This is a genomic window from Burkholderia singularis (assembly GCF_001718875.1).
Taxonomy (GTDB): Bacteria; Pseudomonadota; Gammaproteobacteria; order Burkholderiales; family Burkholderiaceae; genus Burkholderia; species Burkholderia singularis.
This window is the reverse complement of sequence record NZ_CP013448.1, coordinates 1992456-2007553: the sequence shown is the minus strand read 5'-3', so window position 1 is coordinate 2007553 and position 15098 is coordinate 1992456. Positions and strand designations below refer to the sequence as shown.

At 64.8% G+C, this 15098-nt stretch carries 13 protein-coding genes and 1 pseudogene; 10 read left to right on the top strand and 4 right to left on the bottom strand.

The window, feature by feature from the left end; all coding sequences use genetic code 11:
- Nucleotides 1-92: 92 nt before the first annotated feature.
- From AQ611_RS09160 to AQ611_RS09125, 8 genes are all read left to right on the top strand, one after another.
- Complete coding sequence (locus AQ611_RS09160; protein ID WP_069234292.1) at nt 93-1775, top strand: glycosyltransferase family 39 protein; 1683 nt, start codon at nt 93-95, stop codon at nt 1773-1775.
- A 15-nt stretch (nt 1776-1790) separates the two neighbouring features.
- A complete protein-coding gene (locus tag AQ611_RS09155; protein WP_059572646.1) occupies nt 1791-2162 on the top strand; it encodes an SMR family transporter in 372 nt (123 codons plus the stop codon).
- Nucleotides 2163-2273: 111 nt separating this feature from the next.
- Nucleotides 2274-3425: a DegT/DnrJ/EryC1/StrS family aminotransferase gene (locus AQ611_RS09150; protein WP_069234291.1), complete on the top strand. Its 1152-nt coding sequence runs from the start codon at nt 2274-2276 to the stop codon at nt 3423-3425.
- 5 nt (nt 3426-3430) lie between these two features.
- On the top strand, nt 3431-4438 hold the full coding sequence (locus AQ611_RS09145; RefSeq protein ID WP_059518175.1) for a glycosyltransferase: 1008 nt from the start codon (nt 3431-3433) through the stop codon (nt 4436-4438).
- Nucleotides 4435-5382 carry a formyltransferase gene (locus AQ611_RS09140; RefSeq protein ID WP_069234290.1) on the top strand — a complete coding sequence of 316 codons (948 nt, stop codon included), beginning with the start codon at nt 4435-4437 and terminating at the stop codon, nt 5380-5382. Before AQ611_RS09145 ends, AQ611_RS09140 begins: the two co-directional genes overlap by 4 nt.
- Complete coding sequence (locus tag AQ611_RS09135; RefSeq protein WP_059518179.1) at nt 5379-6434, top strand: bifunctional UDP-4-keto-pentose/UDP-xylose synthase; 1056 nt, start codon at nt 5379-5381, stop codon at nt 6432-6434. The genes AQ611_RS09140 and AQ611_RS09135 overlap by 4 nt, the downstream gene beginning before the upstream one ends.
- 10 nt (nt 6435-6444) lie before the next feature.
- A complete protein-coding gene (locus AQ611_RS09130) occupies nt 6445-7341 on the top strand; it encodes a polysaccharide deacetylase family protein (protein WP_069235214.1) in 897 nt (298 codons plus the stop codon).
- A 91-nt stretch (nt 7342-7432) separates the two neighbouring features.
- Nucleotides 7433-7894, top strand: a complete 462-nt coding sequence (locus AQ611_RS09125) for a peroxiredoxin (RefSeq protein ID WP_059518184.1) — start codon at nt 7433-7435, stop codon at nt 7892-7894.
- Between the two features lie 158 nt (nt 7895-8052).
- Here the strand turns inward: AQ611_RS09125 and AQ611_RS26300 are convergent.
- A pseudogene (locus tag AQ611_RS26300) lies at nt 8053-8291 on the bottom strand (hypothetical protein).
- On the opposite strand from AQ611_RS26300, the gene AQ611_RS09120 reads away from it, so the two are divergent.
- The gene (locus AQ611_RS09120; protein WP_069234289.1) at nt 8220-10025 is read left to right on the top strand and encodes a PhoH family protein; all 1806 of its coding nucleotides are present in this window, start codon (nt 8220-8222) and stop codon (nt 10023-10025) included. The pseudogene AQ611_RS26300 and the gene AQ611_RS09120 overlap by 72 nt on opposite strands.
- 238 nt (nt 10026-10263) lie before the next feature.
- The gene (locus tag AQ611_RS09115) at nt 10264-11511 is read left to right on the top strand and encodes a C40 family peptidase (RefSeq protein WP_069234288.1); all 1248 of its coding nucleotides are present in this window, start codon (nt 10264-10266) and stop codon (nt 11509-11511) included.
- 319 nt (nt 11512-11830) lie between these two features.
- On the opposite strand, the gene AQ611_RS09105 is transcribed toward AQ611_RS09115, so the two are convergent.
- From AQ611_RS09105 to AQ611_RS09095, 3 genes are all read right to left on the bottom strand, one after another.
- The gene (locus tag AQ611_RS09105; RefSeq protein ID WP_059518192.1) at nt 11831-12841 is read right to left on the bottom strand and encodes an inorganic phosphate transporter; all 1011 of its coding nucleotides are present in this window, start codon (nt 12839-12841) and stop codon (nt 11831-11833) included.
- A gap of 10 nt (nt 12842-12851) precedes the next feature.
- Nucleotides 12852-13478: a DUF47 domain-containing protein gene (locus AQ611_RS09100; RefSeq protein WP_059518194.1), complete on the bottom strand. Its 627-nt coding sequence runs from the start codon at nt 13476-13478 to the stop codon at nt 12852-12854.
- A gap of 148 nt (nt 13479-13626) precedes the next feature.
- A complete protein-coding gene (locus tag AQ611_RS09095; RefSeq protein ID WP_059518196.1) occupies nt 13627-15009 on the bottom strand; it encodes a replicative DNA helicase in 1383 nt (460 codons plus the stop codon).
- Nucleotides 15010-15098 lie beyond the last annotated feature (89 nt).

The following is a 15098-nucleotide window of genomic DNA, read 5'->3' as shown; positions in this document are numbered from 1 at the left end:
ATCGTTAAGCCGCGCTCAGCTATAACTGCGCGGCGGCGCAGGCCGCGTCCCGCGGGCGCGCCGCCCTCCACCCTACCCTTTACGTCAAGACTATGAACGATACGCCGTCGAGGCTACCGCTCAACCGTGCCACCCTGCTTCTGCTCGTCGCGGCGCTCGCCGTGATCTGGTTCGCGCCGCTCGGCCTGCGCCATCTCGTGCCGAGCGACGAGGGCCGCTACGCCGAAATGGCCCGCGAGATGTTCGCGACGGGCGACTGGATCACGCCGCGCTACAACGGCTACAAATACTTCGAGAAGCCGCCGCTGCAAACCTGGATGAACGCGCTGACGTTCGCATGGTTCGGCCTGGGGGAATGGCAGGCGCGCCTCTACACGGCGCTCGCGAGCTTTGCCGGCGTACTGCTGGTCGGCTTTACCGGCGCGCGCGTATTCAACCCGCGCGCGGGCCTGTTCGCCGCGCTCGTGCTCGCAAGCGCGCCGTACTGGAACCTGATGGGCCACTTCAACGCGCTCGACATGGGATTGTCGCTGTGGATGGCGCTCACGCTGTGCTCGCTCCTTCTCGCTCAGCGGCCCGGCATTCCGAAGCGGGCCGAGCGCGGCTGGATGTGGCTGTGCTGGGCGTCGATGGCGCTCGCCGTGCTGTCGAAGGGGCTCGTCGGCCTGATCCTGCCCGGCGCCGTGCTCGTCCTCTATACCGTCATCGCGCGCGACTGGGCGCTCTGGAGACGGCTCTATATCGTGAGCGGGCTCGTGATCTTCTTCGCGATCGTGACACCGTGGTTCGTGCTCGTCCAGCAGCGCAACCCCGAGTTCTTCAATTTCTTCTTCATCGTCCAGCAGTTCCGCCGCTATCTGACGCCGGAGCAAAACCGCCCCGGCCCGCTCTACTACTTCGTGCCGGTGTTGCTCGTCGGCTTTCTGCCGTGGCTGTCCGTCTGCGTCCAAAGCATCCGCCACGCGCTGCGGATTCCGCGCCAGCCCAACGGTTTCGCGCCGATGCTCGTGCTGATCGTCTGGAGCGGGTTCATCTTCGTGTTCTTCAGCATGTCGCACTCGAAGCTGATTTCGTACTTGCTGCCCGTCGCACCCGCGCTCGCGCTCGCGATCGGCGCGTACCTGCCGCTCGTATCGCGCGACCAGTTCCGCCGTCACCTGCTCGGCTATCTGGCGTTCATCGCGGCCGCCGCGATCGGCGCGACGTTCCTGTCGCGCTTCGGCGACGCGCGCACGCCGAACGCGCAATATGTCGACTTCCAGCACTGGGTGTATGCGGCGCTCGCCGTCGCGTTCGCGCTGACGCTCGCGGCGCTGTGGCTCAACCGGCGCCGCCAGGCGGGCATCGCGGCGGCGGCGGCCGCGTTCGCCGCCGGCTGGCTCCTGCTCGGCACGATCGGCGGCACCGGCCACGATGCGTTCGGCCGCTACAGCTCGGGCGCGCTGCTTGCGCCCGCGATCCGCGCGCAGCTCGCCAAGCTGCCGCCCGACACGCCGTTCTACTCGGTCGAGATGCTCGATCACACGCTGCCGTTCTACATGCGCCACACGACGATCATGGTCGCGCGGCAAGACGAACTCGCGTTCGGCATCTCGGTCGAGCCCGACAAATGGATCCCGACCGTCGACGCATGGGAAAAGCGCTGGCGCGCCGAGCGCTACGCGCTCGCGCTGATGTCGCCGAGCCGCTACGCGCAGCTCGAACAGGCGGGCCTGCCGATGCGCGTGATCGCCCGGGACAACCGGCGCGTCGTCGTCGAAAAACCGCAATCCTGAGGAGGACGCGAAGCGATGAATCCCGTCTCGCTCGTCTGCATCGTCACCGGCGTGATGCTGAACGCGTGCGCGCAGCTGCTGCTCAAGGCCGGCGTGCGCGCCGTTGGACACTTCGAATTCACCCGTGCGAACATTGTGCCCGTCGGCCTGAAAATCGCGACCCAATTGCCGATCATCGGCGGGCTTGGCTGCTATGTACTGTCCGTCGTCGTGTGGATCGTCGGGCTGTCGCGGGTCGACGTGTCGGTGGCATACCCGATGCTCTCGCTCGGCTACGTCGTCAACGCGTTCGCCGCGTGGTATCTGTTCGGCGAGGTGCTATCGGTCCAGCGCCTCGTCGGCATCGGCATCATTCTGATCGGCGTGTTCGTGCTTGCCCGCAGCTAGACCGGCGCCCCGAATGCGACAAAAAGTGACGCAACGATTCGGGCAATCCGTGTTCAATGGCGCCTGCCGGACCTTGTCCGATCCTTTCATCCGACCACGAGCGAAGCTTCCATGAACCAGACTTCCGTTCCTTTCCTGCCGTTCGTCAAACCCGAGATCGACGAAGCCACCATCCAAGGCGTGGCCGACGTGCTGCGCTCGGGATGGATCACGACCGGCCCGCATTGCCAGCAATTCGAGGCCGCGCTGTCCGACTATCTGGGCGGGCGCCCGGTGCGCGTGTTCAATTCCGGAACCTGCACCCTCGAGATCGGCCTGAGGATCGCGGGCGTCGGCGCGGGCGACGAGGTGATCACGTCGCCCGCGTCGTGGGTCGCGACGAGCAACGTGATCCTGGAAACGGGCGCCACGCCCGTGTTCGTCGATATCGACCCCGTCACGCGCAATCTCGATCTCGATCTCGTCGAGAAAGCGATCACGCCGCGCACGAAGGCGATCATCCCGGTTTATCTGGCGGGCCTGCCCGTCGACATGGACCGCCTGTATGCGATCGCGCGCGCGCACGGGCTGCGCGTCGTCGAAGACGCCGCGCAGGCGCTCGGCTCGACGTGGAAGGGCCGCCGGATCGGCGCGTTCGGCGATCTCGTGTCGTTCAGCTTTCATCCGAACAAGAACCTGACGACGATCGAAGGCGGCGCGCTCGTACTCAACGACGAGGCCGAAGCGGCGCTCGCGCAAAAATACCGGCTGCAAGGCATCACGCGCACCGGCCTGGACGGCATGGACTGCGACGTGCTCGGCGGCAAGTACAATCTAACCGACGTCGCTGCGCGCGTCGGCCTCGGCCAGCTGCCGCATCTCGAACGCTTCAACGACCGGCGCCGCGCGCTCGCCCGCCGGTATTTCGACGCGTTCGCGCACGGCGCGGCCGCGGCGCTCGGCGTCGGGCTGCCCGTCGCGGAGTTCGAGCACAGCAACTGGCATATGTTTCAGATCACGCTGCCGCTCGACAAGCTCGCGATCTCGCGCGGCGAATTCATGGCGCAGTTGAAGGAGCGCGGAATCGGCTCGGGCGTTCACTATCCGGCGATCCATCTTTTCACGCTGTACCGCGCACGCGGCTTCAAGGAGGGCATGTTCCCCCACGCCGAGCGCTTCGGCGCATCGACCGTCACGCTGCCGCTGTTCACGCAGATGCGTGACGAGGACGTGCTGCGCGTCGTCGACGCCGTCAACCAGATTTGCGAACAACACGGAAAATAAGCGGAATGAATCACGCAGAAACACGCGCGACGAACCCCGAAGTTTCGGTCGTCATCCCCGTGTACAACGAGGAAGCCGGGCTCGGCGCGCTCTTCGCACGGCTCTATCCGGCGCTCGACGCGCTCGGCAGGTCGTACGAAGTGATCCTCGTCAACGACGGCAGCCGCGACCGCTCCGCCGCGATGCTTGCCGACCAGTTCCGCGTGCGCCCGGACACGACGCGCGTGGTGCTGCTCAACGGCAACTACGGCCAGCACATGGCGATCCTCGCGGGCTTCGAGCAGTCGCACGGCGAGATCGTCATCACGCTCGATGCCGACCTGCAAAATCCGCCCGAAGAGATCGGCAAGCTGATCGACAAGATGCACGAGGGCTACGACTACGTTGGCTCGATCCGCAAGCAGCGTCAGGACAGCCTGTGGCGGCGCAAGGCGTCGTCGGCGATGAACCGGCTGCGCGAGCGGATCACGCGGATCAAGATGACCGACCAGGGCTGCATGCTGCGCGCGTACAGCCGCCGGATCATCGACACGATCAACCGCTGCGGCGAGGTCAACACGTTCATCCCCGCGCTCGCGTACACGTTCGCGCAGAATCCGACCGAGATCGAAGTCGCGCACGAGGAGCGTTTCGCGGGCGAATCGAAATATTCGCTGTACAGCCTGATTCGCCTGAATTTCGATCTCGTCACCGGCTTCTCGGTCGTGCCGCTGCAGTGGCTGTCGTTCATCGGCGTGATCCTGTCGCTCGGCTCGGCCGGCCTGTTCGCGCTGCTGGTGATCCGGCGCTTCATCGTCGGCGCGGAAGTGCAAGGCGTGTTCACGCTGTTCGCGATCACGTTCTTCCTGCTCGGCGTGATCATCTTCGCGCTCGGCCTGCTTGGCGAATATATCGGCCGAATCTATCAACAGGTCCGTGCGCGGCCGCGCTACCTGATCCATACCGTGCTCGAAGCGCGCGACGGCAAGCCCAGCGTCACGCTGCCCGTCGAGCGCCGCGAGGCCGTCCGATGAAGCCGCGCGCGGTCGTCTTCGCTTACCACAACGTCGGCGTGCGCTGCCTGCAGGTGCTGATCGCGCGCGGCGTCGACGTCGCGCTCGTCGTCACGCACGAGGACAGCCCGAGCGAGAACATCTGGTTCGGCAGCGTCGCGTCGGTGGCGGCCGAGCACGGCATTCCGGTCGCGACGCCCGCCGATCCGGCAAGTGCCGAATTGCGCGCGGCCGTCGCCGCCGCGCGGCCGGACTTCATCTTCTCGTTCTACTACCGGCACATGCTGCCCGTCGAGCTGCTCGCGCTCGCGCCGCGCGGCGCGTACAACATGCACGGCTCGCTGCTGCCGAAATACCGCGGCCGCGTGCCGACCAACTGGGCGGTGCTCAACGGCGAGACCGAAACCGGCGCAACGCTGCACGAAATGGCCGCAAAACCCGATGCGGGCGCGATCGTCGGCCAGACCGCGGTGCCGATCCTGCCCGACGACACGGCCGCGCAAGTATTCGACAAGGTCACCGTCGCCGCGGAGCAGACGCTTTGGCGCGTGCTGCCTGCGCTCGTCGCGGGCGAAGCGCCGCACCTGCCGAACGATCTGTCGCAGGGCAGCTATTACGGCGCACGCAGGCCCGAGGACGGCCGCATCGACTGGTCGCAGCCGGCCGCGCGCGTCTACAACCTGATCCGAGCGGTCGCGCCGCCCTACCCGGGCGCATTCGCCGATATCGGCGGCGCGCGCTTCGTGATCGCGCGCGCGCGCCTCGCGCGCCCCGGCTCGGCGGCCGCGCGCGCCGCCGCCGATTTGCCGCCGGGCCTGCACGTAAGCGATAATGCGCTGTTCGGCGTTTGCGGCGACAGCCGCGCCGTCTCCATTCTCGAGCTGCGCCGGCAGCACGACGGCGGCGAAACCATCGTGTCCCCGGCTCAATTCGCGCAGTTCATTCATTCTTCCCGTCATTCATGAAAGCTAAAAAAGTCCTGATCCTGGGTGTGAACGGCTTCATCGGCCATCACCTGTCCAAGCGCATTCTTGAAACCACCGATTGGGAAGTGTTCGGCATGGACATGCAGACCGACCGGCTCGGCGATCTCGTCAAGCACGAGCGGATGCATTTCTTCGAAGGCGACATCACGATCAACAAGGAGTGGGTCGAGTATCACGTGAAAAAGTGCGACGTGATCCTGCCGCTCGTCGCGATCGCGACGCCCGCCACCTACGTCCAGCAGCCGCTGCGCGTGTTCGAACTCGACTTCGAGGCGAACCTGCCGATCGTGCGCTCGGCCGTCAAGTACGGCAAGCATCTGGTGTTTCCGTCGACGTCCGAGGTGTATGGGATGTGCGCGGACGAACAGTTCGATCCGGACGCGTCCGCCCTCACCTACGGGCCGATCAACAAGCCGCGCTGGATCTATGCGTGCTCGAAGCAACTGATGGACCGCGTGATCTGGGGCTACGGGATGGAAGGCCTGAACTTCACGCTGTTCCGTCCGTTCAACTGGATCGGGCCCGGCCTCGATTCGATCTACACGCCCAAGGAAGGCAGCTCGCGCGTCGTCACGCAGTTTCTCGGCCATATCGTGCGCGGCGAGAACATCAGCCTCGTCGACGGCGGCTCGCAAAAGCGCGCGTTCACGTATGTCGACGACGGCATCAGCGCGCTGATGAAGATCATCGAGAATCCGAACGGCGTCGCGACGGGCAAGATCTACAACATCGGCAATCCGAAGAATAATTTCTCGGTACGCGAACTCGCGAACAAGATGCTCGAACTCGCGGCCGAATTTCCCGAATACGCGGAATCGGCCAAGCGCGTGCAGCTCGTCGAAACCACGTCGGGCGCGTACTACGGCAACGGCTACCAGGACGTGCAAAACCGCGTGCCGAAGATCGACAACACGATGCAGGAGCTTGGCTGGGCGCCGCAATTCACGTTCGACGATGCGCTGCGCCAGATCTTCGAAGCGTACCGCGGCCACGTCGCCGACGCGCGCGCGCTCGTCGAGCAGCAAGGCTGAAGGCCGTCGCTTGGCTCGCATCGTCCTCAAGATCGACGTCGACACGCTGCGCGGCACGCGCGAAGGCGTGCCGAATCTCGCGCGCATCTTCGATCGTCACGCCGCGCGCGCGACGTTCCTGTTCAGCCTCGGCCCGGATCACACCGGCTGGGCGATGCGCCGCGCGCTGCGGCCGGGCTTTCTGAAGAAGGTATCGCGCACGTCGGTCGTCGAACATTACGGCATCAAGCAATTGCTGTACGGCGTGCTGCTGCCCGGCCCCGACATCGGCCGCCGCGCCATGGCCGACATGCGCGCGATCCACGAAGCCGGCTTCGAATGCGGGATTCATACATGGGATCACGTGTACTGGCAGGACAACGTGCGGCGGCGCGAGCGCGACTGGACCGTGCGCGAAATGCGCAAGAGCCATGAGCGCTTCGTCGAGATCTTCGGCGCGCCGCCCGTCACGCACGGTGCGGCCGGCTGGCAGATGAACGACGCCGCGTTCGAGCAGATCGACGCATGGGGAATGCGTTACGCATCCGACGGCCGCGGCCATTCGCCGTATCTGCCGGTGGTGGGCGGCAAGACTCTCGCGCACGTGCAGATGCCGACCACGCTGCCGACACTCGACGAAGTGCTCGGCACCGGCGGCATCGATTCGTCCAATGTCGCCGCGCATATTCTTCGGCACACCGAACGCAATCCGCATGACCAGGTGTTCACGCTGCATGCGGAGCTCGAAGGCCAGAAGCTCGCGCCGGTGTTCGAGCAGCTGCTTGCCGGCTGGCGCGCGCAAGGCCATACGTTTGCGACGATGGGCGATTATCACGCGACGCTGGACCGCGCGGCGCTGCCATCATACCCTGTTGCGTGGGGCGAAGTTCCGGGCCGCTCCGGCGAGCTGATCGTTCAGCCCGACTGAACAAAAGCTGATCGCCAACGCCCGTTCCGCGCTTTTTCATGCAACAGCGCGTTTCGTCTCCCGCATTCGTTTATAACAACAGGAGAAACACGTGTCCGTCGAAGTCGACCGCCCCGTTCCCGATTTCACCGCGCCCGCCACCGGCGGCGAATTCTCGCTGTCGGGCCTCAAGGGCAAAACGCTCGTGCTGTATTTCTACCCGAAAGACAATACGCCGGGCTGCACGACCGAAGGTCTGCAATTCCGCGATCTTTATCCGAAATTCAAGAAGGCCGGCGCGGAAATCGCCGGCGTGTCGCGCGACAGCTTGCGCTCGCATGAAAATTTCAAGACGAAACTCGAACTGCCGTTCCCGCTGATCTCGGACCCCGACGAAACGCTGTGCACGCTGTTCGGTGTCATGAAACTGAAGAAAATGTATGGCAAGGAAGTACGCGGTATCGAGCGTTCGACGTTCATCATCGACGGCAACCAGGTGCTACGCCACGCGTGGCGCGGCGTCAAGGTGCCGGGCCACGTCGACGAGGTGCTGGGTGCTGTACAAGCGCTTTGAGCCGCGCTATATTGGGCCGCAATGAATGCCTGTCCGCCCCATTTTTCTCGCTGCTGCGCCTGTAGTCGACACGATGCGTGCGTGCATCTGACGCGCAGCGCGACGGTTGAAGCCGAGCCGCTCGCCCCTGTTCGGGGGAAGCGGCTTTTTTCATGGTTTTAGCAGCGCGTGCGATGCTCGACACGCCAAGGAGACGATCGAAATCTAGGCGAACCGGCGATTCGAACCCCATGTTGCGCCACCGCGCGCAAACTGCACGCGCATCAAGCGCGCAGGATGCGAACAGCGGCGCATGCCTGCGACACGATTCATCTCGAGGGACACCATGCCTTTGCCTACTCCCCCCAGCAAGCTCGGCAGCCTGCTGCCGCCCGACGAATACAAGGCGAAAGCACAGCCGGCGAAAGCCGCGAAATCATCTGCAACCGGGGACTCCGATCATGCCGTCGCGGCCGAATACGGCCCGGCGAGCGTAGCCGATCCGATGGCGCCCGCCGCGAACACCGCCGCGTCGTTGCACGCGGTCGCGACCGGCGCGTCCGCGACCGACGGCGCCGCCGCGGCGCGCGCACGTAAAACCAAGCAGACCGCGGCGTTGCTGCAACCCGTGCCCGCGCGCGACGTGATCGAGCCCGTCGCGCGCGCGCCGAAGACCGGCGCTGTGAAGCCGGTCGCCGGCGCAGCCGCCGCAACAGGCACCGGCACGAAAGCGCGCAGCCGCAAACGCACCGAAACCGAAGTGCAAAAGCTCTTCGTGCTCGATACGAACGTGCTGATGCACGATCCGAGCAGCCTGTTCCGATTCGAGGAGCACGACGTCTATCTGCCGATGATGACGCTCGAGGAACTCGACAATCACAAGAAGGGCATGTCGGAAGTCGCGCGCAACGCGCGCCAGGTGAGCCGCACGCTCGATGCGCTCGTCGCCGATGCCGGCCCGATCTCGGCCGGCATTGCGCTCGCGCGCCTCGGCAGCCGCGAGGCGCTCGGCCGTCTGTACTTCCAGACCACGCTCACGCAGATCGAGCCGATCGACGGTCTGCCGCAAGGCAAGGCCGACAACCAAATCCTCGGCGTCGTGCGCGCGTTGCAGCGCGAGCGGCCGGACCGTCAGGTCGTGCTGGTGTCGAAAGACATCAACATGCGGATCAAGGCGCACGCGCTCGGCCTGCCTGCGGAAGATTACTTCAACGACCAGGTCCTCGAAGACAAGGATCTGCTCTACTCCGGCGTGCGCGAGCTGCCGCAGGATTTCTGGACCAAGCATGCGAAAGGCATGGAGAGTTGGCAGGATACCAAGACAGGCACCACGTATTACCGCGTGACTGGCCCGCTCGTCGCGTCGCTGCTCGTCAACGAATTCGTCTATCTCGAGCCGCATAACGGCGAGCCGACGTTCCATGCGATCGTGCGCGAACTGAACGGCAAGACGGCGCTGCTGCAAACGCTGCGCGACTACAGCCATCACAAAAACAACGTGTGGGGCATCACCGCGCGCAATCGTGAGCAGAACTTCGCGCTGAATCTGCTGATGAATCCCGAGATCGACTTCGTCACGCTGCTTGGCCAGGCGGGCACCGGCAAGACGCTCGTCGCGCTCGCCGCGGGCCTCGCGCAAGTGCTCGACGACAAGCGCTACAACGAAATCATCGTCACGCGCGCAACCGTGCCGGTCGGCGAGGACATCGGTTTTCTGCCCGGCACCGAAGAAGAAAAGATGCAGCCGTGGATGGGCGCGTTCGACGACAACCTCGAGGTGCTGCAGAAAACCGACGACGCCGCAGGCGAATGGGGCCGCGCGGCGACGCAGGAACTGATCCGCTCGCGCCTGAAGGTCAAGAGCATGAACTTCATGCGCGGGCGCACGTTCGTCGACAAGTACGTGATCATCGACGAGGCCCAGAACCTGACGCCAAAGCAGATGAAAACCCTCGTGACGCGCGCGGGCCCCGGCACGAAAATCATCTGCCTCGGCAACATCGCGCAGATCGATACGCCTTATCTGACGGAAGGCAGCTCGGGCCTCACGTATGTCGTCGACCGCTTCAAGGGTTGGGGGCACAGCGGCCACGTGACGCTCGCGCGCGGCGAACGCTCGCGGCTCGCGGACTACGCGTCCGACATTCTGTAACGCCCGCGCAAAGCGCCGCTCGATGCGGCCGATGCGCGCAACGGCGTCCGGCATGGCCGGGCGCCGTTTTTATTTGGGGTCGAGTTTCGATCGGGCGAATCGTCCATCGGATACCACGCTTATGCGTGTAACTTAAAGTAATTTCTCAAGAATTCTTGCGAAAGCCCCGTCACACCGACTACCATCGCACTATCCGTTGTCATGCGAAAGGCGAGCGCCGCGCGTTCGCCCGCCTCCGATGCTGCGTCTCACGCTGTCCGTCCTCGTCGTCTCATTGCTTGCCGCCTGCGCGGGCGCGCCGCAGAAAACTTCGCGCCCGTCGTCCTCCGGCATGTCGATCACCACGCCGCGTGCGTATGCGCCGCCGCGCGGCTTCCCCAATTTCGTCGACCATAGCGTCGGCCGCGAGGAAATCTCGATCCAGGCGATGAGCCTCGTCGGCGTTCCGTACCGGTGGGGAGGCAACACGCCCGAAAGCGGCTTCGACTGCAGCGGGCTCGTACGTTATGTCGTCGACCGCGCCGCGAACGTCAGCCTGCCGCGCACGACGGCCGACATGAGCGCGGTCGGCGATTCGATCGAGCCAGACGGCATCGCGCCCGGCGATCTGATCTTTTTCAACACGTCCGGTCGGCCTCATTCGCATGTCGGCATCTATGTCGGCAAGCTCCGGTTCGTGAATGCGCCGTCGACGGGCGGCACCGTGCGGCTGGATTACCTGACGAACCCGTATTGGGCGAAGCGCTTCGACGGAATTCGCCGTGTCGCATCGGCAAAGGCAAAGCCGACTCCGTTCGATGCGCCCACTTATCAAGCCGGCCGGCAACCTGACGTGACGCAGCGCGCGGGCCCGGCCGCCGCGCCGGCTGCCTATGCGGCAAACACGAACGCGCCGGTCCGTTCGCGCAGCGCCGCGGCAAATGAAGCGCCACCTGTGTTCGCGGCGACGAATGCGGCCGCGCCAACCAACGCGCGCGCCGCCGCACCGGCTTATGCGGCAAACGCCGCTGCACCGGCGCGCCCGGCTGTGACCGGCGCGCCTGCCTACGTGGCGAATCAGCCCGATGCAGCCCCACCAGCCCGTCTCGCGGGCGCCGCGACGGCCGCCGCATCCGCCGACCCTTACGAGCCGCCGCCGTCGGCGATGTCCGCTGCGCAGCAGCAAGCCCGGGCGGCAGGGGCGATAGACGCGGCGGCCGCATCAGTCGATCCGGATGACGCTCCATCGCGTGCGTATGCGCCGGCCGCAGGCAGCGCCACGATAACCGCCGTCCGCCCTTCGGCGCCTGCCGATCCGATCGACGCCGCCGCCGATGCATTCGAGCCGCCCCCGCCCACTGCGCGCGCCGCCGCCCGCCAGGCGCGGCTTGCCGCACCGGGTAGCGCGCAGGTGCTACGCGCGTCGACAGCGGCCGGGCCGTCGGGTGCCGCTGCCCCCGGCACGCACGACGATCCGATCGCCCGTTTCGCGAACGGCAGCTACTGATTAGCGCCGGATGCATGGCGCCTCCCCAGGGCGCAGCCATTTAGCGGCACACTGCCGTTCCGGCCAAACGCACGCGATCGTCAACGCCAAAGTTACGACATGCGTCGAAACGGCCGTTCGCCCGCGCCGCCAAGCCCGTAATCGAATCCGCACGCACGCCGGCGGCTTGCGCGGCGCAGGGCCGCTCCCGCGCCATCACGATGCGCGGCTTTGCTTCGCGCCGGCCCAAAAACAATGCGCCGCAGCCAGAGTGGCATGCGGCGCATCGCGTGTGCTCCACGTTCGCTTTATCGCGGCTTCGGACGCCGCGCACCGGGGCTCAAAACACCCGATGCCCAATCCACCAGCCGACAGCCGCAATCAGCGCCGACGCAGGAATAGTCAGCACCCACGCCCACACGATGTTGCCCGCGACGCCCCAGCGCACCGCCGACAGCTTGCGCGTCGCGCCCACGCCCACAATCGCGCCGGTAATCGTATGCGTCGTCGACACCGGAATTCCCAACCACGACGCGATGAACAGCGTCACGGCGCCGCCCGTCTCCGCGCAAAATCCGCCCACCGGCTTGAGCTTGGTGATCTTTTGCCCCATCGTGCGGACGATCCGCCATCCGCCGAACAGCGTGCCGAGCCCCATCGACAGGTAGCACGCGCCGATCACCCAGACCGGCGGCGCGTCAGCGGTGGCCGACGCGTAACCGGACGCGATCAGGAGCATCCAGATAATGCCGATCGTCTTCTGCGCGTCGTTGCCGCCGTGGCCGAGGCTGTACAGGCTTGCCGACAGCAGTTGCAAGCGCCTGAAGCGCCGGTCGACCTTGCTTGGCGCGGTCCTGAAATACAGCCATGAGACGCCGAGCATGAACAACGACCCGAGCACGAAGCCAAGCAGCGGCGAAATGAAGATGAACGCGACCGTCTTCATCAATCCATCGACGTTGAGCGACGCCCAGCCCGACTTCGACACCGCGGCGCCGACGAGCCCGCCGATCAGCGCATGCGACGAACTCGACGGAATGCCGTAGTACCAAGTGATGATGTTCCAGCCGATCGCGCCGAAGAGCGCGCCGAACACGACGTAGTGATCGACGATGCTCGCATCGATCGTGCCCTTGCCGACGGTCTGCGCAACCTTCAGATGGAAGATGAAATAAGCGATGACGTTGAACGCGGCCGCGAATACGACGGCCTGCTGAGGCTTGAGCACCCCGGTCGACACGACAGTCGCGATCGAGTTCGCGGCGTCGTGAAAGCCATTCATGAAATCGAACACGAGTGCGACGAGCACGAGCGCCGCGACAGCCCACAAAGCGAGTTGTATCGAATGCATCGTGATCCGCTCAGGCGTTTTCCAGCACGATGCCTTCGATGATGTTCGCGACATCCTCGCACTTGTCGGTGATCTCTTCGAGCAATTCGTAGATCGCCTTCAGCTTGATCAGCGTCTTGACATCGTCTTCCTCGCGAAAGAGTTTCGACATCGCCGCGCGCAGCACGCGATCTCCTTCGGACTCCCAGCGATCGATTTCCTCGCACGCTTTCAGAATCTGGCTCGACTGCTTCATGTCCGACAACATCGCGACCGCTTCCTGCACGTGCTGCGCAGCCTTCGTGACGATATGCGCAAGCTGGCTGGCCTCCGACGTGACAGCCTGCACGTCGTAAAGCGACACGGCCGTCGCGACGTCCTCCATCAGATCGAGAATGTCGTCCATCGTCGTGATCAGCTTGTGGATTTCGTCGCGATCGAGCGGCGTGATGAACGTCTTGTGCAACAAGTCGATCGCTTCGTGCGTGAGCTTGTCGGCCGCTTTCTCGGCCTTCTGCACGTTTTGCTTGTGAATCTCGGCGTCCGCGAGATTGTCGATCAGGAGTTCGAGCTCGCGTCCGCCGGAGACGATGTAATTCGCGTGCGCGTTGAAGATTTCAAAGAACTTGCCCTCGGTGGGCATGAATCGACCGAACATGGGATTCCTGGAAAATGGTCAAACAGCTGTCACAAAAACCGGCGACATTGTACTGTTTTACCGGTTCCCGCGAAGCGTTCGATCGCACAAGTCCGCCCGGACGACAACGGGATACAACGTTTTGCTCACGAGGGGTTTACATCCGGCGCTACTCGCCGTAGAAATTTTGCGCACCCGCAAAATTGTCAAACTTCGTATATTGCCCCAGGAACGTGAGCCGAACGGGCCCGATCGGGCCGTTACGCTGCTTGCCGATAATGATCTCGGCCGTGCCTTTGTCGGGGCTGTCCGGGTTATAAACCTCGTCGCGATAAATGAACAGGATCACGTCCGCGTCCTGCTCGATGGCGCCCGATTCGCGCAAGTCCGACATCACCGGCCGTTTGTTCGGCCGTTGCTCCAGCCCTCGATTCAACTGCGACAGCGCGATCACCGGCACATCGAGTTCTTTCGCGAGACTCTTCAGCGACCGCGAGATTTCCGAGATTTCGGTCGCGCGATTCTCGCCTTGCGACGAGCCCGTCATCAGTTGCAGATAGTCGACGATGATCAGCCCGAGCTTGCCGCATTGACGCGCGAGCCGGCGCGCCCGCGAGCGCAATTCCATCGGATTCAGGCCGCCCGTCTCGTCGATGAACAGTTGCGCCTCGCTCATTTTTTGCACCGCGTGCGTGAGCTTCGGCCAATCCTCATCGCTCAGGCGGCCAGTACGCATCCGGTGCTGGTCGAGCCGGCCAACCGAGCCGAGCATCCGCATCACGAGTTGCGTGCCCGGCATTTCCATCGAGAACACCGCAACTGGCAGCCCGTATTCGACGGCGACATATTCGCCGATATTCATCGAGAACGCGGTCTTACCCATCGATGGGCGCCCCGCGACGATGATCAGCTCGCCGCCATGCATCCCGGACGTCATACGGTCCAGATCGACGAAGCCCGTCGGCGTGCCGGTCACGTCGCTCGGATTCGCGGTGTGGTAAAGGGTGTCGATCCGCTCGACCACCTGCGTGAGCAGCGGTCCGATCTCGAGGAAGCCTTGCGTGCCGCGCGCGCCGTCCTCGGCAATCGAGAACACCTTCGCCTCGGCTTCGTCGAGCAACTGGCGAACTTCCCGGCCTTGCGGATTGAATGCGTCGGCCGAGATTTCGTCGGCGACAGACACGAGCCGGCGCAGCACCGCGCGATCGCGCACGATTTCCGCATAGCGGCGGATGTTCGCCGCGCTCGGCGTATTCTGCGCCAGCGCGTTCAGGTACGCGAGCCCGCCCACCTCTTCGGCCTTGCCGGACGTCGTCAGCGCCTCGTAGACGGTCACGACGTCGGCCGGGCGAGTCGTCGCGATCAGACGGCCGATGTGTTCGAAGATGACGCGATGGTCGTACCGGTAGAAATCGCTCTGCGACAGGAAATCGGCGATCCGGTCCCATGCGCCGTTGTCGAGCAGCAGTCCGCCCAGCACGGACTGCTCGGCCTCGATCGAGTGCGGCGGGACTTTCAGCGATTCGATTTGGGGATCTTGAGGCGCGTTCATGGGTTGGGATTATCGCGAAATAGTCGCAGCTCCGCCAGCCGGCGCCGTGCCGGCGCCCGTGGAACGAAAAAAGGCAGGAACCGGTTGCC

What these genes read in the sequence shown, in the direction of transcription:
- AQ611_RS09095 (WP_059518196.1), bottom strand. Translation starts at nt 15,009, where the DNA reads ATGAACGCGCCTCAAGATCCCCAAATCGAATCGCTGAAAGTCCCGCCG.
- AQ611_RS09100 (WP_059518194.1), bottom strand. Translation starts at nt 13,478, where the DNA reads ATGTTCGGTCGATTCATGCCCACCGAGGGCAAGTTCTTTGAAATCTTC.
- AQ611_RS09120 (WP_069234289.1), top strand. Translation starts at nt 8,220, where the DNA reads ATGCCTTTGCCTACTCCCCCCAGCAAGCTCGGCAGCCTGCTGCCGCCC.
- AQ611_RS09115 (WP_069234288.1), top strand. Translation starts at nt 10,264, where the DNA reads ATGCTGCGTCTCACGCTGTCCGTCCTCGTCGTCTCATTGCTTGCCGCC.
- AQ611_RS09140 (WP_069234290.1), top strand. Translation starts at nt 4,435, where the DNA reads ATGAAGCCGCGCGCGGTCGTCTTCGCTTACCACAACGTCGGCGTGCGC.
- AQ611_RS09135 (WP_059518179.1), top strand. Translation starts at nt 5,379, where the DNA reads ATGAAAGCTAAAAAAGTCCTGATCCTGGGTGTGAACGGCTTCATCGGC.
- AQ611_RS09105 (WP_059518192.1), bottom strand. Translation starts at nt 12,841, where the DNA reads ATGCATTCGATACAACTCGCTTTGTGGGCTGTCGCGGCGCTCGTGCTC.
- AQ611_RS09145 (WP_059518175.1), top strand. Translation starts at nt 3,431, where the DNA reads ATGAATCACGCAGAAACACGCGCGACGAACCCCGAAGTTTCGGTCGTC.
- AQ611_RS09150 (WP_069234291.1), top strand. Translation starts at nt 2,274, where the DNA reads ATGAACCAGACTTCCGTTCCTTTCCTGCCGTTCGTCAAACCCGAGATC.
- AQ611_RS09160 (WP_069234292.1), top strand. Translation starts at nt 93, where the DNA reads ATGAACGATACGCCGTCGAGGCTACCGCTCAACCGTGCCACCCTGCTT.
- AQ611_RS09155 (WP_059572646.1), top strand. Translation starts at nt 1,791, where the DNA reads ATGAATCCCGTCTCGCTCGTCTGCATCGTCACCGGCGTGATGCTGAAC.